Annotated in this window: 28 protein-coding genes and 1 pseudogene; 5 read left to right on the forward strand and 24 right to left on the reverse strand. The window is 66.5% G+C overall.

Annotated elements, in window-relative coordinates; genetic code table 11:
* Window positions 1–46: 46 nt before the first annotated feature.
* From ACYKG1_RS12100 to moaA, 19 genes are all read right to left on the reverse strand, one after another.
* Window positions 47–715: a sulfate/molybdate ABC transporter ATP-binding protein gene (locus tag ACYKG1_RS12100; protein WP_100472814.1), complete on the reverse strand. Its 669-nt coding sequence runs from the start codon at window positions 713–715 to the stop codon at window positions 47–49.
* A complete protein-coding gene (gene modB / locus ACYKG1_RS12105) occupies window positions 705–1,388 on the reverse strand; it encodes a molybdate ABC transporter permease subunit (protein ID WP_201116384.1) in 684 nt (227 codons plus the stop codon). The genes ACYKG1_RS12100 and modB overlap by 11 nt, the downstream gene beginning before the upstream one ends.
* A 3-nt stretch (window positions 1,389–1,391) precedes the next feature.
* A complete protein-coding gene (modA, locus tag ACYKG1_RS12110; protein ID WP_100475207.1) occupies window positions 1,392–2,135 on the reverse strand; it encodes a molybdate ABC transporter substrate-binding protein in 744 nt (247 codons plus the stop codon).
* Between the two features lie 19 nt (window positions 2,136–2,154).
* Complete coding sequence (locus tag ACYKG1_RS12115) at window positions 2,155–2,931, reverse strand: helix-turn-helix domain-containing protein (protein ID WP_100472820.1); 777 nt, start codon at window positions 2,929–2,931, stop codon at window positions 2,155–2,157.
* A gap of 11 nt (window positions 2,932–2,942) precedes the next feature.
* The gene (locus tag ACYKG1_RS12120) at window positions 2,943–4,157 is read right to left on the reverse strand and encodes an oxygen-independent coproporphyrinogen III oxidase (protein ID WP_100472822.1); all 1,215 of its coding nucleotides are present in this window, start codon (window positions 4,155–4,157) and stop codon (window positions 2,943–2,945) included.
* Between the two features lie 97 nt (window positions 4,158–4,254).
* Window positions 4,255–5,586, reverse strand: coding sequence for an MFS transporter (locus ACYKG1_RS12125; protein WP_100472825.1), 1,332 nt, complete (start codon window positions 5,584–5,586; stop codon window positions 4,255–4,257).
* Window positions 5,587–5,609: 23 nt separating this feature from the next.
* A complete protein-coding gene (locus ACYKG1_RS12130; protein ID WP_262226768.1) occupies window positions 5,610–6,509 on the reverse strand; it encodes a peptidylprolyl isomerase in 900 nt (299 codons plus the stop codon).
* A gap of 3 nt (window positions 6,510–6,512) precedes the next feature.
* Window positions 6,513–7,220 (reverse strand): respiratory nitrate reductase subunit gamma, encoded by a 708-nt coding sequence (gene narI / locus ACYKG1_RS12135; protein WP_100472831.1) that lies wholly within the window; start codon window positions 7,218–7,220, stop codon window positions 6,513–6,515.
* Window positions 7,217–7,897, reverse strand: coding sequence for a nitrate reductase molybdenum cofactor assembly chaperone (gene narJ, locus ACYKG1_RS12140; RefSeq protein ID WP_065723459.1), 681 nt, complete (start codon window positions 7,895–7,897; stop codon window positions 7,217–7,219). Before narJ ends, narI begins: the two co-directional genes overlap by 4 nt.
* Window positions 7,897–9,441: a nitrate reductase subunit beta gene (gene narH / locus ACYKG1_RS12145; RefSeq protein WP_012511273.1), complete on the reverse strand. Its 1,545-nt coding sequence runs from the start codon at window positions 9,439–9,441 to the stop codon at window positions 7,897–7,899. Before narH ends, narJ begins: the two co-directional genes overlap by 1 nt.
* Window positions 9,441–13,184, reverse strand: coding sequence for a nitrate reductase subunit alpha (locus ACYKG1_RS12150; protein WP_478470618.1), 3,744 nt, complete (start codon window positions 13,182–13,184; stop codon window positions 9,441–9,443). Before ACYKG1_RS12150 ends, narH begins: the two co-directional genes overlap by 1 nt.
* A 72-nt stretch (window positions 13,185–13,256) precedes the next feature.
* Window positions 13,257–14,675, reverse strand: a complete 1,419-nt coding sequence (locus ACYKG1_RS12155; RefSeq protein ID WP_100472837.1) for a NarK family nitrate/nitrite MFS transporter — start codon at window positions 14,673–14,675, stop codon at window positions 13,257–13,259.
* Window positions 14,676–14,820: 145 nt separating this feature from the next.
* Complete coding sequence (locus tag ACYKG1_RS12160; RefSeq protein WP_049439036.1) at window positions 14,821–15,186, reverse strand: DUF7009 family protein; 366 nt, start codon at window positions 15,184–15,186, stop codon at window positions 14,821–14,823.
* Complete coding sequence (gene mobA / locus ACYKG1_RS12165) at window positions 15,183–15,725, reverse strand: molybdenum cofactor guanylyltransferase (protein WP_049439037.1); 543 nt, start codon at window positions 15,723–15,725, stop codon at window positions 15,183–15,185. The genes ACYKG1_RS12160 and mobA overlap by 4 nt, the downstream gene beginning before the upstream one ends.
* Window positions 15,726–15,761: 36 nt before the next feature.
* The gene (locus ACYKG1_RS12170) at window positions 15,762–16,262 is read right to left on the reverse strand and encodes a molybdenum cofactor biosynthesis protein MoaE (RefSeq protein ID WP_049439038.1); all 501 of its coding nucleotides are present in this window, start codon (window positions 16,260–16,262) and stop codon (window positions 15,762–15,764) included.
* A 3-nt stretch (window positions 16,263–16,265) separates the two neighbouring features.
* Window positions 16,266–16,526, reverse strand: coding sequence for a MoaD/ThiS family protein (locus ACYKG1_RS12175; protein ID WP_049423015.1), 261 nt, complete (start codon window positions 16,524–16,526; stop codon window positions 16,266–16,268).
* A complete protein-coding gene (locus ACYKG1_RS12180) occupies window positions 16,526–17,779 on the reverse strand; it encodes a molybdopterin molybdotransferase MoeA (protein ID WP_478470619.1) in 1,254 nt (417 codons plus the stop codon). Before ACYKG1_RS12180 ends, ACYKG1_RS12175 begins: the two co-directional genes overlap by 1 nt.
* Window positions 17,779–18,774 (reverse strand): bifunctional molybdenum cofactor biosynthesis protein MoaC/MoaB, encoded by a 996-nt coding sequence (gene moaCB / locus ACYKG1_RS12185; RefSeq protein ID WP_100472846.1) that lies wholly within the window; start codon window positions 18,772–18,774, stop codon window positions 17,779–17,781. The genes ACYKG1_RS12180 and moaCB overlap by 1 nt, the downstream gene beginning before the upstream one ends.
* 8 nt (window positions 18,775–18,782) lie before the next feature.
* Window positions 18,783–19,763, reverse strand: a complete 981-nt coding sequence (gene moaA / locus ACYKG1_RS12190; protein WP_329890911.1) for a GTP 3',8-cyclase MoaA — start codon at window positions 19,761–19,763, stop codon at window positions 18,783–18,785.
* A gap of 194 nt (window positions 19,764–19,957) precedes the next feature.
* Between moaA and ACYKG1_RS12195 the strand changes: the two genes are divergently transcribed.
* Window positions 19,958–20,362, forward strand: a complete 405-nt coding sequence (locus ACYKG1_RS12195; protein WP_075677990.1) for a ribonucleotide reductase subunit alpha — start codon at window positions 19,958–19,960, stop codon at window positions 20,360–20,362.
* Here ACYKG1_RS12195 and ACYKG1_RS12200 read toward each other — a convergent pair.
* A complete protein-coding gene (locus tag ACYKG1_RS12200; RefSeq protein ID WP_005416862.1) occupies window positions 20,356–20,685 on the reverse strand; it encodes a hypothetical protein in 330 nt (109 codons plus the stop codon). The two genes, ACYKG1_RS12195 and ACYKG1_RS12200, sit on opposite strands and share 7 nt — an antisense overlap.
* Window positions 20,686–21,254: 569 nt before the next feature.
* On the opposite strand from ACYKG1_RS12200, the gene ACYKG1_RS12205 reads away from it, so the two are divergent.
* A complete protein-coding gene (locus ACYKG1_RS12205) occupies window positions 21,255–21,629 on the forward strand; it encodes a hypothetical protein (protein ID WP_262082397.1) in 375 nt (124 codons plus the stop codon).
* Between the two features lie 45 nt (window positions 21,630–21,674).
* Here the strand turns inward: ACYKG1_RS12205 and ACYKG1_RS12210 are convergent, their stop codons facing one another.
* The 3 genes and pseudogenes from ACYKG1_RS12210 to ACYKG1_RS12220 form a co-directional block, all read right to left on the reverse strand.
* On the reverse strand, window positions 21,675–22,010 hold the full coding sequence (locus ACYKG1_RS12210; protein WP_478470620.1) for a DUF6984 family protein: 336 nt from the start codon (window positions 22,008–22,010) through the stop codon (window positions 21,675–21,677).
* A gap of 208 nt (window positions 22,011–22,218) precedes the next feature.
* Complete coding sequence (locus ACYKG1_RS12215; protein ID WP_157804622.1) at window positions 22,219–22,596, reverse strand: hypothetical protein; 378 nt, start codon at window positions 22,594–22,596, stop codon at window positions 22,219–22,221.
* A 440-nt stretch (window positions 22,597–23,036) separates the two neighbouring features.
* Window positions 23,037–24,314, reverse strand: a pseudogene (locus ACYKG1_RS12220) (RHS repeat-associated core domain-containing protein); the annotation flags it as partial.
* Between ACYKG1_RS12220 and ACYKG1_RS12225 the strand changes: the two are divergent.
* Both ACYKG1_RS12225 and ACYKG1_RS12230 read left to right on the forward strand, forming a co-directional pair.
* Window positions 24,290–24,748 (forward strand): hypothetical protein, encoded by a 459-nt coding sequence (locus ACYKG1_RS12225; RefSeq protein WP_478472784.1) that lies wholly within the window; start codon window positions 24,290–24,292, stop codon window positions 24,746–24,748. The pseudogene ACYKG1_RS12220 and the gene ACYKG1_RS12225 sit on opposite strands and share 25 nt — an antisense overlap.
* 82 nt (window positions 24,749–24,830) lie before the next feature.
* A complete protein-coding gene (locus ACYKG1_RS12230; protein WP_088026224.1) occupies window positions 24,831–25,223 on the forward strand; it encodes a diacylglycerol kinase in 393 nt (130 codons plus the stop codon).
* 50 nt (window positions 25,224–25,273) lie between these two features.
* Here ACYKG1_RS12230 and ACYKG1_RS12235 read toward each other — a convergent pair whose 3' ends face one another.
* Window positions 25,274–26,194 carry a M14 family metallopeptidase gene (locus ACYKG1_RS12235; protein WP_478470621.1) on the reverse strand — a complete coding sequence of 307 codons (921 nt, stop codon included), beginning with the start codon at window positions 26,192–26,194 and terminating at the stop codon, window positions 25,274–25,276.
* A gap of 145 nt (window positions 26,195–26,339) precedes the next feature.
* Between ACYKG1_RS12235 and ACYKG1_RS12240 the strand changes: the two genes are divergently transcribed.
* Window positions 26,340–26,993, forward strand: a complete 654-nt coding sequence (locus tag ACYKG1_RS12240) for a DUF3348 family protein (protein ID WP_478470622.1) — start codon at window positions 26,340–26,342, stop codon at window positions 26,991–26,993.
* Window positions 26,994–27,000 lie beyond the last annotated feature (7 nt).

The following is a 27,000-nucleotide window of genomic DNA, read 5'->3' on the forward strand; positions in this document are numbered from 1 at the left end:
CCGGATTCCACGGTTGCCGGCCAGCGACCGGCACTACCATCACGGATCAACCGCCGACGATACGGCCGTCCACCATGCGCGCCACCTGCTGGCCGAACATCGCCACATCCTGCGGATCGTGGCTGATCAACAGCAGCGGGATGCCGGTGGTGTCCAGCACAGTCTCCAGCTCCTGGCGCAGGTGCTGGCGCAAGTCATGGTCCAGCGCGGAGAACGGCTCATCCAGCAGCAGCGCCTGCGGCTGCGTCACCAGGGCACGCGCCAGGGCGGTACGCTGACGCTGTCCCCCGGAGACCTGCGAGGGCAGCAGATCGCCCACGGTGTCGATACGGAATGCATGCAACCACTGCTCCACCGCCTCGAAGCGCTGGCCGGCGCGCGGATTGAGCCAGCCCTTCTCCAGCCCAAACGCCACGTTCTGGCGCACGCTCAGGTGCGGGAACAACGCATAGTCCTGGAACACATAACCCAGCCGCCGACGCTGCGGCGGCAGGTCCACGCCTGCCGCCCCGTCAAACAACGTCTGCCCCTGCAGGCGCACATGGCCCTGGCCTGGCCTCAGCAACCCGGCCACTGCCTTCAGGGTCAGGCTCTTGCCCGCGCCGGAGGGTCCGAACAGCACCACCTGCCGCTGCGTGCACTGCAACGCCACGTCCAGCACGAAACTCTGGCCGGCCGCCTGCAGTCGGCGCTGTACCTGCAGGTCAAGCCACATCACGCAGCTCCCGGCGACGCCTGCCCACCAGCCGCGCGGCCAGCAGCAGGATCACGATGCACACCACCGAGGTCAGGATCACCAGCGCATTGGCCTTGCCGTCCTGACCGGCCTGCACCGCTTCGTAGATGGCGATCGACAGCGTCTGCGTGCGGCCCGGAATGCTGCCGGCCACCATCAGCGTGGCGCCGAACTCGCCCATCGCGCGTGCAAACGCCAGCAACAGGCCGGCAAGGATGCCGCGCCAGGCCAGTGGCAACGTGATGCGGAAGAATACCGCCGCTTCGGACACACCGAGCGTGCGTGCGGCCTGCTCCAGCTGACCGTCCACTTCCTCGAACGCCGCGCGCGCCGGTTTGAACACCAGCGGCAGCGAAGCCACCGCCGCAGCAATCACCGCCGCCTGCCAGGTGAACACCAGGTTGATGCCGAACCACGACTGCAGCCATGCACCGATCGGTCCGTTGCGGCCGATCAGCACCAGCAGGTAATAACCCAGCACGGTCGGCGGCAGCACCATCGGCAGGGTCAACACCGAATCCAGCAGCTCGCGACCGGGAAAGCGACGGCGCGCCAGCAGCGCGCCCAGACCAACGCCCAGCACCAGATTGATCGCAGTGGCCCAGCCGGCCACCTTCAGCGACAACCCCAGTGCGCTCCAGTCGAGATCCATGCCTCAGGGCTTGCCGAACCCATGCCTGGCCAGGATCGCCTGGCCCTGCGCCGAACGCACGAACGTGGCAAACCGCTTGGCCTCGGCCGGCTGCGCACTGGCCTTGGTCACCGCCAGCGGATAGGCAATGCGCCCCGACACCGGCACCACGAAGGCGCGGCGCACCCGGTCGGGCATCGCCTGCGCATCGGTGGCATAGACGAAGCCGGCATCCACTTCACCGCGCGCCACGTAATCCAGTGATTGGCGCACGTTCTGCGTGGTGATGATCCTGCCCTGCACCGACGGCCACAGACCGGCTGCCTGCAGCGCGCCCTTGGCATAGCGGCCGACCGGCACGCTGTCCGGGTTGCCCAGTGCGATGCGCTGCACGCCGGCACCGGCCAGGTCCTTCAAGCTACGCGGCGCGGCCTTGGCCTGCGGCGGCACCACCACCCACAGCGCGTTCACCGCGAACACCTCGCGGGTGCCAACCGCCAGCAGATCCTGCTGTTGGGCCTGGTCCATCGTGGTTTCATCGGCCGACGCGAACACGTCCACCGGCGCGCCACGGCTGATCTGCTGCAGCAGCACGCCAGAGGCGGCGAAGTTGAAATCGACCTTGGTACCCGGGTGCGCCTTCTCATAGGCAGCGCCCAGTTCGCGGAAGCTCTCGGTCAGGCTGGAGGCCGCCGACACCGTCAGCTCGGCCGCCCAGGCCGGCAGCGTGGCCAGCAGTCCCAGCAACAACAGTCCAGCGCGCTTCATCATCGGCTCCCGGCCAGGTTCAGTTCGGATCAGATTCGTCGGCCACCGCCAGCGCCGCCAGACGCTCGGGCTGCAGCAGCAGGATCTCACGCTGCTTCACCGCGATGATCCCATCATCGCTCAGGCGGCGCAGCACGCGGCTGGCGGTTTCCGGCGCCATCCGCAGATAATTGGCGATCTCGGTACGTGCCATCGTCAGGTTGAAACGCGTGGCGGAAAAACCGCGCCGCGCGTAACGCTCGGACATGTCCAGCAGGAACGCAGCCATGCGCTCTTCGGTACGGTGGTTGGCGGCCAGCGTGGCGACCTTGCCGATCTCCGCACTGAGCAGGCTGAACAGCTTGGCCTGCAGCCCCGGCATGCGCGTGGCCAGCAGGCTCAACTTGGGGAACGAGATGCGGCACAGGTGCACGGTGTCCAGCGCCACCGCATTGCAGGGGAAGCGCGAACCGTGAATTGCGTTGAGGCCGATCACTTCGCCCGGCAGGCTGAAGCCCAGCACCTGCTCGTTGCCCTGGCTGTCATCGACGAAGGTCTTGACCATGCCGGCGCGCACCGCAGCAATCGAATCGAACGATTCGCCGGCGCGGAAGATGTAGTCACCCGCATGGAACGGACCGACGTGGTCGACCAGCACGTGCAGGTCGCCCAGCGCGGTCTTGTCGTACCCCTGCGACATGCAGGCATCAGAAAATGCACAGGTACTGCAGAAATGCAGCGCGTCGCCGTCATCGGCGGCAGCGGGATTCGGCGTGGCCCGGCCGAGGCGGCCCTGGGTAGGCGGAGTTGAAGACATCGAGGCAGGACTCAAGCGATGGCGGCCGCCGGCCGGAAGCATGCGGCCATCATACGCCACAGCAGGCGCCCTTCTTCGGCCAGCCGCAGCACGCGTGCATCCCAGTGTGCCCAGCCGCGCGCCAGCAGCGGCGACAGCGCGGGCAGCTGCTCGGCGAAGCATTCCTCGAACGGTTCTTCGTTGCGCCATTCGAAGGCCGCGGCATCGAGGGCATGGTCGCAGGCGATGCTCTGCGCCACTTCAGCCACCAAGCGCTCGTCCTCGGACAGAATCAGCCCGGCAGCCACACCCATGTGACCCGCTTGCAAACGCGCACGCCATTCACCCAGTTCGTCCTCCAGCCGGTAGAACACCTCGCCGATCTGGCTGCAGGCAGACAGGCCGAGGCCGATGAAATCACTGCGGTCGCGACGCGGCACGCCGGCTAGGTCGCAATGGCGCTGGCCGTCACCCGGCCCGTGCGGGTTCGGCAGGTCGCCCCGCTGGTAATGATCGCCACCGATCGCCTCGTAGCCGGCTGCGCGCAGCAGCCGCCAGCTCTGCAGCCATCGTGCGGCCGAGGCATGCTCTGGCAGCGCACACGGCGCCGGCAGCAGAATACGCTCGGGTGCTTCAGCCAGAACTTCATGCAGCCGTTCGATGAAGCCGGCGTCCTCGCAGCTGGGCACGCGCAGCTGGTAGTAGCGCGCAGTGAAGCCGACCTGCCGCGCCTGTGCCAGCAGGGTCGGCCCCGGCGCATCGGCACGATCGATCACGTTCAGGCGGGTGCAGCCCACCGCGCGCAGCTGCGCCGGCGCCAGCGCGCTGCCGGCGTCCAGCCGCACCTCCACCTGTGGCCGCGCCACCGTGCGCAGGTGCTGCGGCACCGCGTCCAGCAGCTGGCCCAGCTGGGGCGGCGGCAGCGTCTCGGCCAATCCCAGCTGCAACACCATCGCCACCACTTCGCGATCCTCGGCCAGAGCGTCGGCCTGCAGCCGCAACGCCAGCATCAGGGTATCCAGATACGCCTGCGGTGGCGCATCGCGTCCGCCACGACCGGCCTGGAAGCCGAGCGTCAAGCCGCGCGGTATCAGGTGCTCGTTGCTGGCGCGTACGGCGGCGCGCCACCCGCTTTCGCCAAAGCCGGTGCTGAACTGGTCAGCCGGTGGAAACAGCACGTGCCGGGGCTGCCGCAGCAGTGCCGCCTGCAGCGCAGTGTCCTCACTCTCATCGACGTGGAAGCTCATGGCACACATCTTCGGGCGTTCCTCTTCGCGTAGCCCTGATTGAAATCAAGCGTGGCGCATCTGCGCGTTCATGCTGGCCAGGGGCCGGCACGCGCCTTCACCCAGCGCGCACCCGCTCGGCGGCGGCCGCATCAATGGCTTCGGGCAGATCGGTTTCGCGGTCGATCTGCGGGAAGTGGCGGCGTTCCATGCGACGGATCGCGAAGTGCATCCACGCCAGTGCGGCCGCCACCAGCACGAACAGCAGCATGAAACAGCTGCTCCAGATGCCGACCGCATCGTTCAACGCGCCGAACACGATCGGCAGGATGAACCCACCCAGGCCACCGATCATGCCGACCACGCCGCCTACCGCACCCACGTGCTGCGGGTAATACACCGGAATGTGCTTGTAGACGGCCGCCTTGCCCAGCGACATGAAGAAGCCCAGCACGAACACCAGCACGGTGAACATCACCACGCCGATGGCCAGATGGAAGTGGATCGGGCCATGGATGCCCTGCACCACATACTCGGTATCCGGATAGGCCAGCAGGAAGGTGCAGATGGCCGATACGCCGAAGGTCCAGTACATCACCCGCCGCGCGCCCATCCGGTCCGACATCCAGCCACCGACCACGCGGAACAGGCTGGCCGGGATCGAATAGCACGCCGCCAGCATGCCGGCGTGGCCCACGTCCATGCCATAGGCGCCCACCAGGTAGTGCGGCAGCCACAGCGCCAGCGCCACGAAGCCGCCGAACACGAAGAAGTAGTACAGCGAGAACCGCCACACCTGCAGGTTCTTCAGCGGCGCCATCTGCTCCGCGAACGGGACCGGCTTCACGCCTTCGCGGCGGCGCTGCTCCAGCGACGGGTCTTCCTTGCTGAAGAGGAAGAACAGTACCGCGGTGACGGCCAGCGCTACCGCCCATACCTTGGCAACCATGGTCCATCCGGCGGCCACCATCACCAGCGGCGCCAGCAGCTTGGTCACCGCCGAGCCGATGTTGCCTGCACCGAAGATGCCCAGCGCAGTGCCCTGCTTGCTGGCCGGGAACCACTTCGACACATAGGCCACGCCTACCGAGAAGTTGCCACCGGCGATGCCCACGCACAGCGCGGCGATCAGGAACTGGGTGTAGGTCTGCGCGTAGGTCAGCATCCAGGTGGCCACAGCGCCACACAGCATCACCAGCACCATCACCTTGCGGCCACCGAACTGGTCGGACCAGATGCCGAGGAAGACCCGGCTGACCGAACCGGTCAGCACCGGCGTGGCGATCAACAGGCCGAACTGGGTGTCATTCAACCCGAGCTGCTGGCTGATCTGGATACCGATGATCGAAAAGATCATCCACACCGCGAAGCACACGGTGAAGGCGAACGTGCTCAGCCACAGCGCACGCTGCTGCTGCCCGGCACTGGCGGGGGCAAGGGCCTGGTTCATGGGATTTCCTCGTTCAATGGGGGTCAGCCGATATCCGCTTCGGCTTCGATCTCGTCCAGCCCGCGCACCGGGTAGCGTTCCTGCAGCTGCAGCAGGTAAGCCTGCACCTCGCGCTGGCGCACCTGCAGTTCAAGATAGTCACGCAGCTGCGGCAGCACCGCCTCGAATGGCTGCGGCTGGCCCTCCTCGCGGGCATCGACGCAGACCACGTGGTAGCCCCAGCGCGATTCCACCGGGAACCCGGCCAGGCCTTCGCGCAGGCGGAACACCTGGCGGTCGAACTCCGGCGTGGTCTGCCCGCGCTGCAGCCAGCCCAGGTCACCACCTTCGCTGCTGGACGGGCAGCGCGAATGGCGCAGGGCGAAATCGGCGAACAGGTGCGGCGATTCCTTCAGCAACCCGACCAGCCGCTCGCCTTCGGTGCGAGCGGCGAAGCGCCCGGCCACATCGTCGGCCGGCGCGGCCAGCAGGATATGGCGCAGGCGCACGCGATCGGGCGAGCGGAAGCGCTCGGGGTTCTGCTCAAAGTAGCGGCGGCAGTCCGCGTCGGTCGGCACCCGATCCTCGATCGCGTCTTCCAGCAGCTGCTGGATCAGCACCTCTTCATCGCTGACCCGGCCGCCCTCCGGCGCCTGCAGGCCCAGCCGCTGCGCTTCCAGTCGCAGCAGCTCGCGCACCACCAGTGCACGCGCCGCTTCGGCGCGTGACTGTTCCGGGCGCATCGCCCGGTGGTGCTGCATTTCACGGGCGATATCGGCCTCGCTGATCGCGGTCTCGTCCACGAACAGCCGGCACGGCGCCGGCTGCCCGAGCGAGCGCGGCCCCTGCGCTGCCGCGTCGTGGTGATGCGAATGCGCCTCGGCAGGAACCGGTGCGGCGGAGTCGATCACGGTGATCGGCAGGAATTTCGGCAGGCTGCCCATGGTTTACTCCCGCGGACCGTAGCGCAGCGTGGCCTGGCGGCGGCGCACCACCTGGTACGGCCTCCACAGGTAGCTGATCGGAATGCTCCACACGTGCACCAGGCGAGTGAACGGTGCGATCAGGAACAGGGTCAGGCCCAGGAAGATATGCATCTTGTAGACCCAGCTGACGCCCTCGATGTAATCGGCGGCACCGGCGCGGAAGGTCACGATGTGCTGCGCCCATTCGGCCAACTGCACCATCACCCCACCATCAAGGTGGCCGGACGAGATGCGGATGCTGTACAGGCCCAGGCACAGCTGGGCGAACAGCAGCACCAGCACCAGGGTATCGCCGAAGCTGCCGGTGGCCCGTACGCGCGCATTGAACAGGCGGCGTACCAGCAGGATGCTGATGCCGATGAAGCACAGCGCGCCGAACAGACCACCCACAACCATCGCCAGCATCTGCTTCTGCGACGAGGTGATGAAGTGCTCGTACACCGCGTGCGGGGTCAGCAGGCCGACCAGATGGCCACCGAGGATGGCCAGGATGCCGATGTGGAAGCAGTTGCTGCCGATACGCATGCCCTTGTCCGACAGCATCTGGCTGGAGCCGGTGCGCCAGGTGTACATGGCCTTGTCATAGCGCGCCCAGCTGCCGATCAGCAGCACCGCCACGGCGATGTACGGGTAGTACTGGAAGGCGAATTGATGCAGGGAGTAACTCATGGCTGGACCTCTCGATGCGAAGGACGGGCCGGCGAACGCACGGGCGGCTTGCAGTCTTCAGCGGGGGCTTCGGCACCGAAGCGCACCGCCTCCTCCTCCCACAAGCGGTCCATGGCCTCGGCGGTATCGTCGCGGACTTCCTCGCTGGCACGCTGGCGCAGCGCCTGCAGATCGGCCTTGCCGTCGCCGGCTTCGACCAGGATCTCGAACAGCACCCGGTGCGGCAGCTCGCGCTCGGCCGCACGCGCCGCCAGCATCCCGGCGATATGGCCGATGTGGTGCAACCACTCGCGGGCCTCGCTGCCGGGGCGATGGGCCAGGAACTCCAGCAGCAGCGGCAGGTAGTCCGGCAGCTCGCGTGCATCCAGCTCGAAGCCGTTGCGGCGGTAGGTCTCGACCAGATCGACCATCGCCTGGCCACGGTCGCGCGACTCGCCATGGATGTGCTCGAACAGCAGCAGGCTCATCGAGCGGCCACGGTCGAAACTGGCCAGCCACGCCGCCTGCGCATCCAGCGCATCGGTGGCCAGCAGCTGCTGCACGAAGCTGCGCAGCTGCTGGCGGCGGGCGGCGCCAAGTGCCGGATCGTCGCAGGCGGCGAGCAGTTCCTCGCCGTGCTGCCACAGTTCTTCACGGGGGTAGTCCAGCAACACCCCGACCAGCTTGAGCACGCTCATCACACCACCTCCTTGCGGCGGTGGTTCGGCCCCTTGTCCACCACGAAGGTGGTGCTCTTGCGTTGACCGAACAGGTCGGCCGGGCTGTCACCATTGCAGCCGTTCCCAAAGGTGAAGCCGCAGCCGCCGCGCTCGCCGAAGGCATCGTTGGCGTATTCGCGGTGGCCGGTGGGAATCACGAAACGGTCCTCATAGTTGGCGATGGCCAGGTAGCGGTACATCTCTTCCACCTGGGCGATGCTCAACCCGGTCTGTTCCAGCACGGCGGTGTCTTCCACGCCGTCCACGTTCTTGGCCCGGCGCCAGGCACGCATGGCCATCAGCCGTTCCAGCGCACGCACCACCGGCGCCTCGTCACCGGCCGTCAGCAGGTTGGCCAGGTAGCGCATCGGAATGCGCAGCGACGCCACGTCCGGCAGTTCGCCGCTCATGCCCACGCGGCCACGCTCGGCGGCGGACTGGATCGGCGACAACGGCGGCACGTACCAGACCATCGGCAGCGTGCGGTATTCCGGGTGCAGCGGCAGCGCCAGCTTCCAGTCGATCGCCAGCTTGTACACCGGCGACTGCTTGGCCGCGTCCAGCCAGCTGTCCGGGATGCCTTCCTTGCGCGCGGCGGCGATCACCGCCGGGTCGTTAGGGTCCAGGAAGATGTCCAGGTGGGCCTGGTAAAGGTCCTTCTCGGCGGCCACCGAAGCGGCCTCGGCGATGCGGTCGGCGTCGTACAGCATCACGCCCAGGTAGCGGATGCGGCCCACGCAGGTCTCCGAGCACACCGTCGGCTCACCCATCTCGATGCGCGGGTAGCAGAAGATGCACTTCTCGGACTTGCCGCTCTTCCAGTTGTAGTAGATCTTCTTGTACGGGCAGGCCGACACGCACATGCGCCAGCCGCGGCACTTGTCCTGGTCGATCAGCACGATGCCATCTTCTTCGCGCTTGTAGATCGCACCCGAGGGGCACGCCGACACGCACGCCGGGTTCAGGCAGTGCTCGCACAGGCGCGGCAGGTACATCATGAAAGTCTTCTCGAACGCGCCGTAGATCTCCTTCTGCACCTGGTCGAAGTTGTAGTCGCGCGAGCGCTTGCTGAACTCCGAGCCCAGGATCTCCTCCCAATTCGGGCCCCACTCGATCTTCTGCATGCGCTCGCCACTGATCAGCGAACGCGGCCGCGCGGTGGGCTGGTGCTGGCTGTCCTTGGCGGTGTGCAGGTTCTGGTAGTCGAAATCGAACGGCTCGTAGTAGTCGTCGATCTGCGGCAGGTCCGGGTTGGCGAAGATCTTGGCCAGCATGCGCCAGCGGCCACCGGCACGCGGCACCAGCTTGCCGGCGCGGGTGCGCACCCAGCCGCCGTTCCACTTGTCCTGGTTCTCCCATTCCTTCGGGTAGCCGATGCCCGGCTTGGTTTCCACGTTGTTGAACCAGGCGTACTCGACGCCCTCGCGCGAGGTCCAGACGTTCTTGCAGGTGATCGAGCAGGTATGGCAGCCGATGCACTTGTCCAGGTTCAGCACCATCGCGATCTGTGCACGGACCTTCATCACACCACCTCCTTGGCGGCGGCCGGTACGGCCTCGCCATCAAGCCAATCGATCTTGTCCATCTTGCGTACGATCACGAATTCGTCGCGGTTGGTGCCGCAGGTACCGTAGTAGTTGAAGCCGTAGGCCAGCTGCGCGTAGCCGCCGATCATGTGGGTGGGCTTGAGCACGATCCGGGTCACCGAGTTGTGGATGCCACCGCGGGTCCCGGAAATCTCCGAGCCCGGCACGTTGATGATGCGTTCCTGGGCGTGGTACATCATCGCCATGCCCGGCATCACGCGCTGGCTGACCACCGCACGCGCGGCAATCGCACCGTTCACGTTGAACAGCTCGATCCAGTCGTTGTCGACGATGCCAGCGCTGCGCGCGTCGTCCTCGCTGATCCACACGATGGGTCCGCCGCGCGACAGCGTCTGCATGATCAGGTTGTCGCTGTAGGTGCTGTGGATGCCCCACTTCTGGTGCGGGGTGATCCAGTTCAGCACGATCTCCTTGTTGCCGTTCGGGCGCTGGTTCAGCAGCGGCTCCACCGTGCGCGTGTTGACCGGCGGCCGGTAGCCCATGAAGGCCTCGCCGAAGTCGATCATCCACTCGTGGTCCTGGTAGAACTGCTGGCGGCCGGTCACCGTGCGCCACGGAATCAGTTCGTGCACGTTGGTATAGCCCGCGTTGTAGCTGACGTTGTCGTCTTCCAGGCCCGACCAGATCGGCGAGGAGATGATCTTGCGCGGCTGCGCCTGGATGTCACGGAAGCGGATCGCCTCGTGCTCCTTGCCCACCGCCAGGTGGGTGTGCTCGCGGCCGGTAAAGGTGCCCAGCGACTCCCACGCCTTCACTGCGACGTGGCCATTGGTTTCCGGTGCCAGGTGCAGGATCACCTCGGCCGCGTCGATCGCGGTCGAAATGGCCGGACGCCCCTGGCTGACACCTTCGTCGTGCACGGTGTGGTTGAGCTTGCCGAGGAATTCGACCTCGTGCTTGGTGTCCCAGCTCATGCCCTTGCCGCCGTTGCCCAGCTTGTCCAGCAGCGGGCCCAGCGAGGTGAACTTGCGGTACAGGTTCGGGTAGTCGCGCTCCACCACCGTCATCGACGGCATGGTCTGGCCCGGGATGGCCTCGCACTCGCCCTTCTTCCAGTCGGCCACGCCGAACGGCATGCCCAGTTCGTTGGGGGTGTCGTGCAGGGTCGGCACCAGCACCAGATCCTTCTCCACGCCCAGCACGCCCGGCGCCATCTCGCTCACTGTGCGGGCGACCTCCTTGAAGATCTCCCAGTCGCTGCGCGATTCCCACGCCGGATCCACCGCCTTCGACAGCGGGTGGATGAACGGGTGCATGTCCGAGGTATTGAGGTCGTCCTTCTCGTACCAGGTCGCGGTCGGCAGCACGATGTCCGAGTACAGCGCGGTGGTGCACATGCGGAAGTCGAGCGTGACCAGCAGGTCCAGCTTGCCTTCCGGTGCCTCGTCACGCCACCTCACTTCCTCCGGCTTGATCGCCCCCATCTCGCCCAGGTCCTTGCCCTGCAGCCCGTGGCGCGTCCCCAGCAGATGCCGCAGCATGTACTCGTGGCCCTTGCCCGAGGAACCGAGCAGGTTCGAGCGCCAGATGAACATCATGCGAGGGTGGTTCTGGCTGGCGTCCGGGTCGGCGAAGGCGAAGTCCAGCGAACCGTCCTTGAACTTGCCCAGCGCATAGTCGGCCGGGGCCACGCCGGCCGCTTCGGCCTCGCGTGCCAACTGCAGCGGGTTGCGGTCCAGCTGCGGGGCACACGGCAGCCAGCCCATGCGCACCGCGCGCAGGTTCAGGTCGGCCAGGCTGCCGCTGTACTTGCTGGCATCTGCCAGCGGCGAGAGCAGCTCATCCACCTGCAGCTTCTCGTAGCGCCACTGCCCGGTGTTGAAGTAGAAGAACGACGTGCCGTTCATGTGGCGCGGCGGGCGGCTCCAGTCCAGGCCGAACGCCAGCGGCTGCCAGCCGGTCTGCGGGCGCAGCTTCTCCTGGCCCACGTAGTGCGCCCAGCCGCCACCGGTCTGGCCCACGCAACCGCACATGATCAGCATGTTGATCAGGCCGCGGTAGTTCATGTCGTTGTGGAACCAGTGGTTCATGCCCGCGCCGACGATGATCATCGAGCGGCCATGGGTCTTGTCGGCGGTACGCGCGAACTCGCGGGCGATCTCGATCACCTCGGCACGCGGCACGCCGGTGATGCGCTCCTGCCAGGCCGGGGTGCCCGGCACCATGTCGTCGAAGCTCGATGCCACGTTGCCGCCGCCAAAGCCACGGTCCACGCCGTACTGGGCCAGCAGCAGGTCGTAGACCGTGGCCACCAGGGTCTGGCCACCGTCGGCCAGCGCCAGGCGACGCACCGGGATGTGGCGCTCAAGCACGTCGTCGGCCGGCGCGGCAGTCCAGCCGTCGGTCTCGATGCCACCAAAGTACGGGAAGCTCACCGCCTCGATGCCCTCATGGCCATCGGCCAGGCTCAGGCGCAGGCGTGTCTCGGCGCCCTTGCTTTCCTTCTCCTCGATGTTCCACTTGCCCTTCTCGCCCCAGCGGAAGCCGATCGAGCCGTTGGGCACCACGATCTGGCCGCTGGTCTCGTCATAGGCCAGCGTCTTCCAGTCCGGGTTGTTGGCTTCGCCCAGCCCGCCCAGTTCACTGGCACGCAGGAAACGGCCCGGCACCAGGCGGCCATCGTCGCGGCGTTCCAGGCGCACCAGCATCGGCATGTCCGAGTACTGGCGGCAGTAGTCCTGGAAGTACTGCGAGGGCGAATCGACGTGGAACTCGCGCAGGATCACATGGCCGAAGGCGAAGGCCAGTGCCGCGTCGGTGCCCTGCTTGGGGTGCAGCCAATGGTCGGTCAGCTTGGCCAGCTCGGAATAGTCCGGGCAGATCGCCACCGTCTTGGTGCCGTTGTAGCGCGCCTCGGTGAAGAAGTGCGCATCGGGCGTGCGCGTCTGCGGCACGTTCGAGCCCCAGGCGATGATGTAGCGGCTGTTGTACCAGTCGGCCGATTCGGGCACGTCGGTCTGCTCGCCCCAGATCTGCGGCGAGGCCGGCGGCAGGTCGCAGTACCAGTCATAGAAGGACAGGCAGGCGCCGCCCAGCAGCGACAGGTAGCGCGCGCCGGCGGCGTAGGACACCATCGACATCGCCGGAATCGGCGAGAAGCCGACCACGCGGTCCGGGCCATACTGCTTCACCGTGTACAGGTTGGAGGCGGCGATGATCTCGTTGGCCTCTTCCCACTGCAGGCGCACGAAGCCGCCCATGCCGCGGCGGGTCTTGTACGAGCGCGCCTTCTCCTTGTCCTCCACGATGCTGGCCCAGGCGTCGACCGGGCCCTTGCTACTGCGCGCTTCGCGCCACAGGCGCAGCAGCGTGCCGCGGATCAGCGGGTACTTCAGCCGGTTGGCGCTGTACAGGTACCAGGAATAGCTGGCGCCACGCGGGCAGCCACGCGGTTCATGGTTGGGCAGGTCCGGGCGCGTGCGCGGGTAGTCGGTCTGCTGGGTTTCCCAGGTGACCAGGCCGTTCTTGACGTAGATCTTCCAGCTGCACGAACCCGTGCAGTTCACGCCGTGGGTGGAACGCACGATCTTGTCGTACTGCCAGCGGGCGCGGTAGCTGTTTTCCCAGTCACGGCCTTCGCTCTTGGCGAATCCGTGGCCATCGGCAAAGGTCTGGGGGTCACGCTTGAAGAACTGCAAGCGATCAAGGAAATAACTCATCGGGGGTCTCCCTTTGCGGACATCGGCATCGTGGCTGTGTGTGTCATCTGGCTGCGGTGCGTTTTCATGTCGTCAGCAGGGTGTCTCGGCACCGCGCCGGTAGTACCACCACCAGGTCACGGCCAGGCAGGTGACGTAGAAAACAACGAATCCGTACAGCGCCATGTCGGGGCTGCCGGTCAAGGTGATGGATGAGCCGTAGCTCTTGGGAATGAAGAAGCCGCCGTAGGCACCGATCGCACCGGAGAAGCCGACCACCGCGGCCGATTCGATGCTGGCCTGGTGGGCAGCAGCCACCTTGCCCTCGGCGTTGTCGTTGGCCGACCAGCGCTCGTGCAGGGTGCGGAAGATCACCGGGATCATGCGGAAGGTGGTGCCGTTGCCGATGCCACTGAGCACGAACAACGCCATGAAGCTGAGCAGGAAGCCATGGAAGTTGCCGCCCTGGCCATCACTGGGCAGGAAGTGCAGCACGCCGAACACCGCCGCGATCATCAGCGCGAACACCCAGAAAGTCAGGCGTGCGCCGCCCCAGCGGTCGGCCATGCTCCCACCCACCGAACGCATCAACGCACCCAGCAGCGGGCCGATGAAGGCGTAGGCCAGCGGGTTCACGTCCGGGAACTGGCTCTTCACCAGCATCGGGAAGCCGGCCGAAAAGCCGATGTAGGAACCGAAGGTGCCGATGTACAACCAGCACATCAGCCAGTTGTGCTTGCGGCGGAAGATCACCGCCTGTTCGGAGAACGACGAGCGGGCGCTGGTCAGGTCGTTCATGCCGAACCAGGCCGCGATGGCGCACAGCGCGATGGCCGGCACCCAGATGAAGCCGGCGTTCTGCAGGAACAGCGGCGCCCCACCCTCCACCGTGGGCTGCGGCGCACCACCCAGCGCACCGAACACGCCCACGGTGATGACCAGCGGAATCACCGCCTGCGCCACCGACACGCCCACGTTGCCCAGGCCGGCGTTCAGGCCCAGCGCCAGGCCCTGCTTCTGCTTGGGGTAGAAGAAGGAGATGTTGGACATCGACGACGAGAAGTTCGCGCCACCGAAGCCACACAGGATCGCGATGGCCACGAACACCCAGTAGGGCGTGGCCGGGTCCTGCACCGCAAAGCCGAGCCAGAGCGTCGGCGCCAGCAACGACGCGGTCGACAGCGCGGTCCAGCGGCGGCCGCCGAAGATCGGAATCACGAATGAATAGAAGATGCGCAGGGTGGCGCCGGACAGGCTGGGCAGCGCTACCAGCCAGAACAGCTGGTCGGTACTGAAGTTGAAGCCGATCTTCGGCAGGCTGATCGACACCGCCGAGAACAGCACCCAGACCGAGAAGGCCAGCAGCAGCGAGGGGATCGAGATGACCAGGTTGCGGGTGGCGACCCGCTTGCCGGTGCGCTCCCAGTAGCCGGGGTCCTCCGGCGTCCAGTCGCTGATGACGCGACCCGGACGGGCAGTGCTGCGGACAACAGGATCGCTACCGACGGTCATACATGGCTCCAAGGCTGTGGAATGACGTGGGTACTGCGTTTCAAGTTGTGACCCGTCGTCATGCAGCCATTAGGCCGTGCAGCACGGACGACGGGGTTGATCTGGATCAATCAGGGGCCGGTTTCCAGCCTGCCCCTGACAAATGTCAAACCGATGAAGCGGTGTTGCGGCGGGTCACCCCGCGCTGGCGCACGCTGTCACGCACGTCCACATCGAACTGCAGCTGAAGCTGGCCGCCATCTTCCAGGGCAATGTCGAACGGCAGGCCATCACGGCACGGCAGCCGCGCCGCCAAGGCCTCAACGGCCGAACGTGGCAGCACCAGGCGGCAGAAGGTGCCACCGTCCAGCAGCACGGGCTGCTCGCCGCCATGCAGCGAGACCGCCATGCCCCAGCCTTCGATACCGCCGAAGCGGGTCATGTTCTCGACCGATTCGCCGGCCAGCAGGCGCGCCAGTTCGGCCTCATCCAGGCGAAGCCGTACCGATTGGTCCTGCAACTGCACTTTCATGACGCAACATCCTCCCATTGTTCGGGGGTATTGCAGTTGACCAGGCAGGCTTCGTCAACGCTTTCCAGCGCCAGCACGTGCATCTGCAGGCGACGCTGGAAGGCCTGTACCGAGCGCTGCCCCTGCGCATCATCCAGCATCGCGGCCAGCACGCTACGAGTGGCATTGTCCACATTCAGCAGCATGGGAAAGGGATGCCCGTCAAAGATCGTGCATGCCCCCTGCCGCTCTGCCGCCAGCCGTTGCAGCAGCTGCGGCGCCAGCAACGGCGTGTCCACCGGCACCACCCACGCCGGGCCATCGGGCATGCGCATCGCCACGCTGTAGAGCCCACCCAGCGGCCCGCAACGTGCCACTCGGTCCGGCACGGCGCCGAACGCCGGGTAATTGCCGCTGACCCAGACCTCGCGCGCGCCCGCCTGCATCAACAGGCCCCGCATGTGTTCCAGCAGCGTGCGCCCCTGCCACGGCAGCAGCGCCTTGTCGCGCCCCATCCGGCTGGACAGGCCCCCGGCCAGCACGATGCCGTTGATGCTCATCGCAGTGGAGCCACGCCATGCGTGGCTGCGGCGGCATCAATGCCGGTGATCGTGCGCGTGGTCATGGCCGTGTGCGGGTTCGTTGTCCGCGTGGCACAGGCTGCAGCCCTCGCTCCACTCGCTGTCGCCGTCCTCGTAATGTTCCTGCTTCCAGATCGGGCACTGGTGCTTCACCACCTCGATCAACTGCCGGCAGGCACGGAACGCCTCGTCACGGTGCGGGCTGCCTGCGGCCACCACCACCGCCACATCGCCAATGCCGAGCCGGCCCCTGGCGTGCGCCACGTACAGCTTCAGCTTCGGCCCGAACGTGGCCTCGACCTCCGCCGCCAGTCGCTTGAACTCGTTCAACACCAACGGTTCGAACAGATCGTAGGTGATCCCGGTCACAGGCCGGCCGATGTTGACGTCGCGCACCTTGCCGATGAACACATCGATGCCACCGAAACCCGCATCAGACACCGCCGCGATGCCCTCGGCCGGATCGATCGCTGCCTGCGCGCGGTCCACCACCTTGGCGATGATCTTCTCGCTCATCGCTCAGCCCCCGCTTACCGGCGGCAGGATCGCCACCCGGCCATCGTCGGGCAGCGCCTCGTGGTCACGCAGCACGCGTTGCTGGTCGGCGAACGCCGAATAATCCAGCAGGCCGGCACGGAAGTCCGGCCAACGCACCGGCAGCAGCTCGCGCAGCGCCTGGCGCAGGTCGGCCACGGTGCCACCGGCCACCTCCACCGCGATCTCGCGGCTGGCATCCAGATCGGAAAACGCACCGAACAACTGCAGATTCACCTGTTTCATCATGACTCCTGGCTCGCCAGCTGCACCGGGTCATGGTGACCCCAGCCCTGTACCCGCACCGGCGTGCCAGCGGTGGCCAGGTCGCCCTCGGCCTCCAGCACCACCCAGGCGTTGGCCTGCAGCATGGACATCAAACGGAATGACTCCTGCCCGGACAGCACGCGCGCACTCAGGCGCCCCTGACCGTCCACTTCCACTCGCGCCCGCGCATGGAAGCGCAGGCCCGGCGGCGTGCGCACGTCGGCCTGCAGCGGCAGCTGCAACACGGGTTCCGGTGCCAGCCCCAGCAGGCGGCGCAGCACCGGCTCCACGAAGAAGCGCTGGCCCACGGCGGCCGAGACCGGGTTGCCGGGCAGGCCGAAATACAGCGCGCCATTGGGCAGCACCGCGAACAGCAGCGGCTTGCCCGGGCGGATTGCCACCTTGTGGAACACGATGCGAGCGCCACGACCACGCAGCGCATCGGGAACGAAATCGTAGCGGCCGGCCGACACAGCGCCGGTACTGATCAGCAGCTGCGCGCCGGCAGCCAGCGCGTCATCCAGCACCGCATTGAACGCGGCCACGTCATCGCCCACGGTGCCCTGCCAGACCACTTCGGCACCGGCGGCCTGCAGGCGGCCGACCAGGTACGGTCGGTTGCTGTCACGGATCTGGCCGGATTCCAGCGTCTGCGCCGCCTCGGTCACCAGCTCCTTGCCGGTGGCGATCACCGCCGCCTTCGGCCGCGCCACCACCGCCACCTCGCCCACGCCAATGGCATGCAGCAGGGTGCGCGCGTTGATGTCCAGTACCTGCCCGGCCTGCAGCACGCGCTCGCCGTCGCTCACATCCTGGCCGCGCAGCCGCACGTTCTGGCCCGCCTTCACCGTGCTCTTCAGGGCGATGCGGGTCGGACGTCCATCTTCGCTGGCGAGGATCTCCACGTTCTCGACCGGCACCACCGTATCCAGCCCAACCGGCATGCGCGCGCCGGTCATGATTTCCCAGGCACCCTCGCCGCCTTCGGCACTGGCATCGCCGGCCGCCTGCCAGCCCTGCACCGCGAATTCGGTACCAGCTTCGAACGTCGCGCCGGCGGCGCGCAGCGCGAAGCCGTCCATCGCCGAATTGTCGAACGGCGGCAGCGACTGCGCACTGTGGATGTCACTGGCCAGGGTACGGCCTGCAGCCGCATGCAACGGCAGGTGCTCGGCCGGCAGCGGCGTGGCCGCGTCCAGCAGGTGCTGCAGGGCTTCGCTGTAGGCAATCATCAGTGGCCACCACCATCGACCATCGCCAGGGCGTGGCCCAGTACCGGCGCCAGGATGTCCAGGCACTGCGCCGCCGCCTTCGGGCTGCCGGGCATTGCGAACACCAGCATATTGCCCAGCTGCACCACTTCGGCGCGGCTCAGCCAGGCCATCGGCGTGTGCTGTGCGCTCAGTGCCCGCACCATCTGCGCCAGGCCATGCACCGGCCGTGCGTTCAAGGAACGCAGCGCCTCCGGGGTCAGGTCACGCGGGCCCAGCCCGGTACCGCCGGTGCACAGGCACAGGCGCACGCCATCGGCGGCCAACGCCTGCAGGCGGCCCGCCAATGGCTCGATGCCATCGGGCAACACCTCCGCGGCCACGACCTCACCACCCAGCTTCTTCACGCCGCTCACCAGGGTCGGGCCAGACACATCTTCATAGGTGCCCTCGCTGGCGCGATCGCTCAGCGTGATCACCGCACAGGCCGCGCCCGCCAGGCCCTTCGGCGCACGCGGCTTGAAGCGCGCGCGCTCGGCATCGTCCATGCCGTCCGGGTGCAGCCATACACCGCGCTTGCCGCCTTCCTTGAACAGCAGGCGGATGCCTTCGATGCGCAGGGCCGGTTCCACCGGCTTGCTCAGGTCGTACAGGGTCAGCAGCGCCGCGTTGACGCCAGCCAGCGCCTCCATCTCCACGCCGGTGCGCGCCTCGCTGGCGCACTCGCACCACACGCGGATCGCCTGCCGTTCCGGTACCGGCGCGCAGAACACCTGCACCAGTTCCAGCGGCAGCGGGTGGCACAGCGGCATCAGCATCGAGGCCATCTTGGCGCCCTGCAGGCCGGCAATTTCGGCCATCACCAGCGCATCGCCCTTGGGCAGGCGGCGCTCGACGATCAGCGGATAGGCCACCGGGCCGGCATGCAGCTCGCCCACCGCCACCGCACGGCGGCGGGTGATGCGCTTGTCGCGGACATCGGCCATGTGGAAGGCCGCATTCAATTCCCCACTCATCGTGTTGCTCATCCTCCGATGGAGGCCAGGTGCGGGGTCAGCCCGGTCTGGCCCTGGTGCAGTCCATGCCCGGCCGCTTTCAGGCCAAGCTGTGTGGTGATGCGTGCCAGCAGCGCGTCGTGGTCGTCGTCGCGCTGCAGCAGCGGGCGCAGCGGCACGCCGAACTCGCCGAACAGGCACAGCCGAAGATCGCCCTTGGCGGTTACCCGCAGGCGGTTGCAGCCCTTGCAGAAGTCACGCGAATACGGGGCGATGATGCCGATGCTGCCGCGATGGTCAGGGTGGCCGAACTCCCGCGCTGGGCCGGCATCGGCCGCGCGCGGACGCTCGTGCCAGCCGGCGGCCAGCAGCTGCTCGATCACCAGGTCGGCGCGCAGGTGGTGGCGCTGGAAATAGGCTTCGTTGTCGCCGGTGCGCATCAGTTCGATGAAGCGCACGCTGAAGGGACGGTCGCGCAAGTAGTCCATCCACTGCGGCAACTCGTCGTCGTTCAGGCCGCGCAGCAGCACCGCGTTGAGCTTGATCGCCGGCAGGCCCAACGCCTGTGCCAAGGCCAGGCCCTGTTCGATCTCCGGCAGGCGGTCATGCCCGGTGATGGTCCTGAAGCGTTCGCGCTGCAGGCTGTCCATGCTCACGTTCAGCGCAGTCAGGCCGGCGCGGTGCCAGCCCGGCAGGCGCCGCGGCAGCAGGGTGCCGTTGGTGGTGATGGCCACCTTGCGGATGCCCGGCACTGCCGCCACGGTGGCGATGATCTCGTCCAGGTCCTTGCGCAGGCTGGGCTCGCCACCGGTCAGGCGGATCTTGCTCATGCCCAGCGCGGCAAACGCACGCACCAGGCGCGCGATTTCATCCACCTGCAGGAAGCGCGGGCGGCCATCGGCCTGGTAACCGTCGGGCAGGCAGTAACTGCAACGGAAGTTGCAGGCTTCGGTCAACGACAGGCGCAGGTACGGAAAGCTGCGTCCGAAACCGTCGGTGAGTTGGCTCATGGCTGGTCCACCTTGTTGCTCCACCGTCTTGCCTGTGCCCGGAACGGCCCGGAAACCCTCGTCTGCTGGAACGATTGCCAGAGTACGCGGCCGTCAGTTCCATGGGCATGACTTAAATCAATCGTCTTCGGCCCCGCGCGGCAGGCGTTGTGGCAGCATGCGGCTTTCCGTGCAGCGGGCGTGTGACAACCCTCATGATGATGAACGATTTCCAGCAGCTGCTGCACGCCGCAGGCCAGCAGGCTGAACCGCAACGCTTGCTGTTCGTATTCGTGCGCGCCGAGCTGCCCGAATCGCCCACCAGCGACCAGCGCGACCGGCATGACCGCCGCGAGGGTGGCACCCTGTCGCCGGTGCTGTGCGTGGACAAGCTCCCGGCCGAGGTGCCCAGCTTCCAGGCGCTGGCCACCGAATCGACCACCACCGGCATCGACTGGGACCTGGTCTTCGTGGCGGCGCTGGACGGCCGCGCCGGTTTCGCGCCCAACAGCGACGAAGCCGCGCGCCCGCTGCAGCTGATGGTCAACGCCATCCATGACGGTCAGATCGGCCGCTTCGCCGCCTTCGACCGTGGCGGCGAGCCCGTTCAGTTCTATTGAGCCACCAGCTGCAGGGTCAGGAAGAAGATCACCAGCACGGTGTTCAGCCCCCAGGCGACGGTCAGCCCACGCGCGGCTACGCCCAGGTTGGGGTTGTGCGCGGTGGGCGCCGCCCGCCATACCGCCGGGATGATCCAGCCGGTATAGAGCAGCAGCACGGCAAATACCCCCAGCAGCAGCGTGGTGCGCTGGTTGGCCAGGGCCCAGAGGGCTACCGCCCACAGAATGTTGCTGGGAATGACGCCCTGCAGCCAGAACACACTCCACAGGCGCGAACGGCCTTGGGTGTCGGGGGTTGGGTGCAGCGAAGCGGTCGCGGTCATAAGTCTCCTTCTGGTTAGGAAACGTGCTGAACAAGCCTGCGCTTGGTGGCTGGGAACGTCAACCCGAGTCGCACGTCACGCTTTGGCGCTGCTGGGGCCCGGCCAGGCTCGACTCAGCCTCGCGCGGAACCTGTCGCCATCGCCCCTCCCCACTCGCTCCCTCCCGCTTCCCAACCTCGACACCTGTCGCAGATTGCACGGTGCAGGCGGATCACCGCGCCAGCCCGCGCTGGCGGTGCTTAACAGCGTGGGAGAATGCCGAAAGCGTCTCCAATCGAACGATGTTTGCAACTCTTCTGATTGGCATTGCACAGCGCCAGGGGCTCAGATGGCGTGCCACCGGAAAAGGGTGGCCGGGCTTCGAACACCCGAGTTGATGTTGATGTATGCGCTTGCCAGCCGGCGTCACCTTAGCGTGGCGCCGGCTGGCAATCCGTCTGCCGGCTATGGCGGGCGGTGCGTGGGGGCCTTCGGGCCCGCCGGACTGACATCAACCCGGTGTTCGAACCACGTACCGTCCGCCGCTTTTATGAGTGGCGGCTACCGATTGCCCTGCACGGAGCCTTGCCATGAACGAATCGGACTTCCCGCATCTGCACGCCTACCGCAGCACCGCCCACGACGACGGTTCGCCACAGGCTGTGCCCGCAGTGGACAGGAACACCTTCATTGCCAACCTCCATCGCATCGGCGTCGGTGCGGCGGCCGATGGCCAACCCTGGCGGGAGCGGCATCAGCTGCCCGGGCGCTGCCTGGCCCTGGCCGATGCCGATTGCGCGTTGAGCGGGTTGCGGGTAGTGCTGGAACTGCTGCTGGCGGCGGAGCGCACCCGCCAGAACGGCGAACCCGAGCAGTACGTGGGCGACCGGGTGATGGAGGGATTGGTCATGGCCTGTCAGTCGTTGTGCGCGCAGGCGGCGGGGCGGTTGCAGCCCGACGGGTGAACGCCAGGCGCAACGGCCTTCAGCGAGGAACGCTTTCAACAGGCGTCAATGCTCCCTGAAAGCGCTTCTCAGATCGACGCCGATGATCGGCGAGAAGTCCACCTTGCACAGTTCCAGCTCGAAGAGCTGATCGTGATTATCCAGGCACAGGGTGACTCTCACCGGCACGCCATCGGCATCGGCAAGCATTGCAGTGGCGATGTCACTGCCGAAGACCTGGGTCGTACTGGACAGGAACACCACGCCCTCGAATCCGACGACACCCACATCCTCCACCTGAGCGAGCGCCAGATCCTTCAACAACCGTTCGGACAGCTCGGTCGTCTCAGGCAGCAGCCTGTGGATGAGAGAAACCTCGTCGGGGGTGAGGAATCTGGGCACGGGATGTCCTTCAGGGCACTGCACCCGCCATCGGCAGATGCTCGATCCGCCATGTCCTGGCGTAGATGAGAATGACGCTTCCAGTCGAGCTGGTCTCGAGACGGAAAAACTGCAGGTGACCGGTCGAAGCGGTCAGGGCAGTCCTGGGTGCTGCCTTTGGAGTGCGGCACTTGCCCGAGGCGCCCCTTGGCAGAAGCGTCGGACCACATCACTTTATGCATGAAACTGCCAAAGCAGTCTTCACGTCAGAATCGCCGATATTGGACGATGCCAGCTGATCGACAAGGCCGCAAGGAATCTTAGCCTCCCCATGCTCGGGAACCGTCAGAAGATCTCCGTTATGCTTCCTGGAGTTTAGTGCAACCCACACTCTTTTTTGTGGCCCCACTGAAAATCCGGCCAGCAGATGCCCCCCAGTCTCGTCATAAATCAGGCCCGGTCCCGGCTTGCCTCTGAATTGCAGCTCCGCCGCTTGTAGAGAGGCATAAACAGGTTTATCTGCGAGCTCGCCTCTGGAAAGCCCCCTAAAGAACCAGATCGCGACGCCCACGAGAATCGCAAATATTAATATATAAATGAATTTCACGGCCCATTCTTTCCGTCGAAGTTCTGAAGTTCCGGGGGGATCTCGCCACCCCGAAGAATGAGGGAAGTGCCGATTCGCAATGGACTAGCCAACGCGTGTGCATAGACAAATCCCGGATGGATATGGCCGCTCGATATAGCCACTCCGGCAGCCTCCAAAGAACTGTCCACTGCTGTCGCGCAGTTATTGGAAATAACAGAATAGTTGCCCGGATTATGCTTCCTCATCTCTGCTGCGATCGCAGCCTCTTGCTGGGGCGTAGTACGAAGTCTAACAATCTGAACAAATCTATCTTTCACTTGGGACTTCAAGTATTCGTAGGTACTCCCTCCGTAGGGATGGACAGTACCGTAGCTGAACACGCCTCCGCTTGATGTAGCTATGGCTATGTGGCCAAAAGGATTGCCATCAACCGCTCCGGAGTCGATGACCAGCGTATCAAGTCCCAGCGGATCAAGTGCGGCTACTGGGTACCCACGCGCATACGCGTAAGTGCTCACACCGCCCATCAACCCAATCGGATCACTCTGAGAATACCGCCCCACCGCCGGGTCGTACTCGCGCTGGTAGTTGTAGAACAACCCACTCGCATCCGTCGCCTGCTGGCCCGGGAAGCGCAGCGCCAGCTCGAACGCCACACCATCGCCGTCCGGGTCGGCACTCGGAATCTGGTTGCCGAACACCTCGCTCTTGTTGCTCCACTCCCAGATCGAGACATTCCGTACCGGATCGATCACCACGCGCGGCGTGCCCAGATGATCCGGCTGCACGTAGGCCAGTTCAGGCACGCCGGTAGCCGGCACATTGATCAGCGCTACCGGATAGTTGTCCAGCCAGATGGCCTGCTGCTGCGCCTGGCCTGTGGCCGAGTAGTTGCCCAGCCACTGCCCCGCCTCGTCATACAAGGTGATCTGTGCAGCGCCACCGGCCGGGCTGCGCAGCATGCGCTCGCCGCGATGGTTGTAGGCGTAGCTTTCCAGTACGGAATTGCCCTGCTTCACCGCGTTCATGCGGTTGGCATCGCTGTAGGTGAACGTCTTGCCGCCGATGCTGGTGGTGTTGCCCACCGCGTCATGGTTGCGCGCGTCGCCATCCACTGCGGTCAGCCGGTGGCTGGTTGCGGGATAGGTGTAGCTGGCGGTGCCTGCCGAGGTAGTCAGCGAAGTGCGATTGCCGGTGGTGTCGTAGGCATAGGTTTCGATCGGCGTGCCGGTCGTACCGTCCTGGGTCTGGGTCAGGCGGCCCAGCGTGTCGTAAGCGTACTTGGCCAGCACCGTCGAGCCTGTGCCGTTCTTCAGCTCGGTGATCGAACCGACCGGATCATAGCCGTAGCCCAGCGACAGGCCGCCCGCGGCCGGGTCGTGCACCGCTTGCGGTCGATAGTCCAGGTCCAACGGACGCTGCAGCTGGCGGCCATTGCCGTAGGTCCAGCCGGTCGCCGGACCGAAGGCTGCATAGGTCACGTTGTTCACCACGATCTGGCGCGCCTGGCCGGGCCGGGTCAGGCCGATCTGGCTGATGCGGCCCTGGATATCACGCACGTAGTCGGCCACGCTGCCGTCGGGGTAGGTCAACGCGGTCAGGCGACCCGACTTGCTGTAGGCATAGCGCAGTGTGCTGGCCACACCATTGACGGTCTGCACCTTGCGGGTGACCTGGCCGAAGCGGTCATGGCAGTACTGGGTGCTGCCATTTGCATGCAGCACCTGCCCCAGGCGCCACGCTGGAGCACGCCCTGTCCGGTGCCGTTCCACTGAATGGCGATGCGCGCCGGATGCTGGATGACCTGCGCTTCCTCGACATCTGGTCGTGGGGCTTCTCCCGCCATAACTCGGGAGAGACGAACCTCAGTGGCGAAGCGTTCAAGAACCGCGAGGATTTCGTGTTCGATGGCCCGGCCTATGCGGCCTTCCTCAACACGGTCACCGAGCCGGCCGGTTCGTTGCAGGGCGCCTTCCAGGCCGCGGTCCGCATCTGCGGGTTGATGTCCGGCCTGCTGCGTCATGCGGAGAAGGACAATCCTGCCTTCGATGATGTACTGCGATCCTCCGACTTCGTGGAGACCGAGGCGTACCCGGCATGGCTGGCCTCGCCGACGGATGATCTGGATGCCCTCGACCAGGCCATCCAGGCGCAGCGCCAGGCCGGCTGAAGGAAAATCCAACGGGCGTCCGACGCTTTCCCGACGCCCGCCTGCACATCCTGTCGTGAGGTCAATTCATGGCAGGAGCGGCATGCAGCCACCTCACCCCAGGGACAGCGGCAAGTACCCGCACGGCAAGACCGGGCTTGCCCGCATCTTCCATACGCTGATCCATTCGCGCGATGGCTTCATCGCCACGTTCCGTGGCGAAGCGGCCTTCCGGCAGCTGTTGCTGCTGCATGCGCTGCTGATCGCCACCGCCTTCCTGCTGGACATCAGCCGCGTCGAACGTGCTGTGGTGCTGGCGGTCTGCTTCATCAGCCTGCTGGTGGAGCTGCTCAATTCGGCCATCGAAGCGGTGGTCGACCGCATCTCGCTTGACCACCACCCACTGTCCAAGAACGCCAAGGACATGGGCAGCGCCGCACAGACCACCGCACTGCTGATGGTCGGCACGGTGTGGGGCGTGATCCTGCTGGGCTAGCTCACGCCCGAGCCGCCGGGCAGGGCCCGGCGCTACCTCGTGTTGCTGCGTTACTGCGCCGCCAGGGCGAAATCCAGGCCCGCGCACACCGCCGCCACCTGGGCGTCGTTGCATTCCTGCGGGTTGGTGCGCGGGCTGTCCGGGTAGACCTCGGTGGTGGTGGCAAAGCGCGCATCGGTGAAGCCGGCGCAGGCGCCGATCGAGCGCGATTCGCCCCAGACCACGCCCGGCGACTGCAGCGGCAGGCCGACCAGGTTGCCTTCGGCGTCGGCCGGAGCGATGTGGGTGACCGGGGCAACGGCGGAGATCAATGCCTTCTGGAACTCGGCCTGCGGGTCTTCGCTGTTGCCGATCACGTAGAAGCCATCCGGAATGGTATCGCGCTCGAACGGCTTGCCGTCGCGGGCGCAGCGCGCCGGATCGAACTCGTGCAGGTCGCTGTCGGTGGTCTCGTGCAGGTCCAGGTGCACCAGCAGGTTCGGCTTGCGCTCGGCCACCCAGCGCATCAGCGCGGCGGCTTCCTCGATCTGGCCGCCGTCACGGAAGCTGCGGTTCGGGTCGATGGCATCCGGGTTCCAGCGCTGGATGCGCTCGTAGCCCCACGGGCTGACGCACGGTGCCACGATCAGGTTCAACCGGCCCAGGTAACGCTCGGCCTGCTGCTCCAGGAACTGCAGGGCGCCATGCACGCCGCTGGTCTCGTAGCCATGCACGCCGCCGGTGATCAGCGCGGTCGGCAGCGCCGGGTTCCAGTCGTGGTTGACCACGGCGAACAGCGGGTAATGGTCCGGCGCATAGTCCAGCTGGCCGTACTGGATCACATCGAAGCTGTCGTCCAGGCGTTCAAGCGCGGCCACTACATCGTCGTGGTAGCTGCGCTGGCGCTGCTGGCGGGCCCGCCACTGTGCGCGTTCCGCGTCGCCCCAGGGCTGTCCGGGGGTGCCGATCGGGTAGAACTGCGCAACAGTCATTGGGTACTCCAGGGGTCGAACGGATGGGTGCAGCCGGACATTCTAAGCCCTGTCGCGCCTGCGGGTGCCCTCCCCCCGGCCCCGCCTTCATCCAGGCCGGGTCATCTGGTTGTAAAATCAGCGGTTTTTGGCCCCTCACACCTTGATGGCGAAAGCAGCGCAGCCGGTCCTGGGTGGACCGGAATTCCTCCGCCTGCTCGCCCGTCTCAGCGACGGCGCGATGCCGGCCAGCAGTCCCGCCCTGACCGATCGCCTCGGCCAGTGGGTGGACTGGAGCCGTGCCGTGGCCCTGTCCGGCGCGCTCGGCGGACGCCTGCCCGAGCCGGGTCAGGCCGCCGAAGCGGCCGAGGATGTGCTGGACGACTGCGCGCAGGCTCATGCCAGCCTGCTGGCCTCGATCCGTGAAGATGCCGAGGCCGAACGCCTGCTCGACTTGGCCGAAGCCGCCGCCGCACCCAATTTCGCCTCGCTGCGCCAGCGCTACCGGGTGCTGCAGCAGGCCATCCAGACCGCCACCGGGCGCCTGCGCGGCCGCCTGCGCGACCAGCTGGTGCAGGTTTCACCCGAGCTGGCACGGCTGGCCGAGGTCGACGCAGTGATGGAGCAGACCCTCACCCCGCGCGAGCACAGCCTGCTGGCCACTGCGCCGGCGGTGCTCGGCGCCCGTTTTGAACGCGTGCACGGCCAGCCCGGCTGGCGCGCGGCCTTCCGCCATGACATGCGCACACTGCTGCTCGCCGAGCTGCAGCTGCGCTTCCACCCGATCGAAGGGCTGCAAGACGCCCTGCGCTCCCACTGACCGGAAC

This window comes from Stenotrophomonas sp. 85239_Sma (assembly GCF_056481725.1).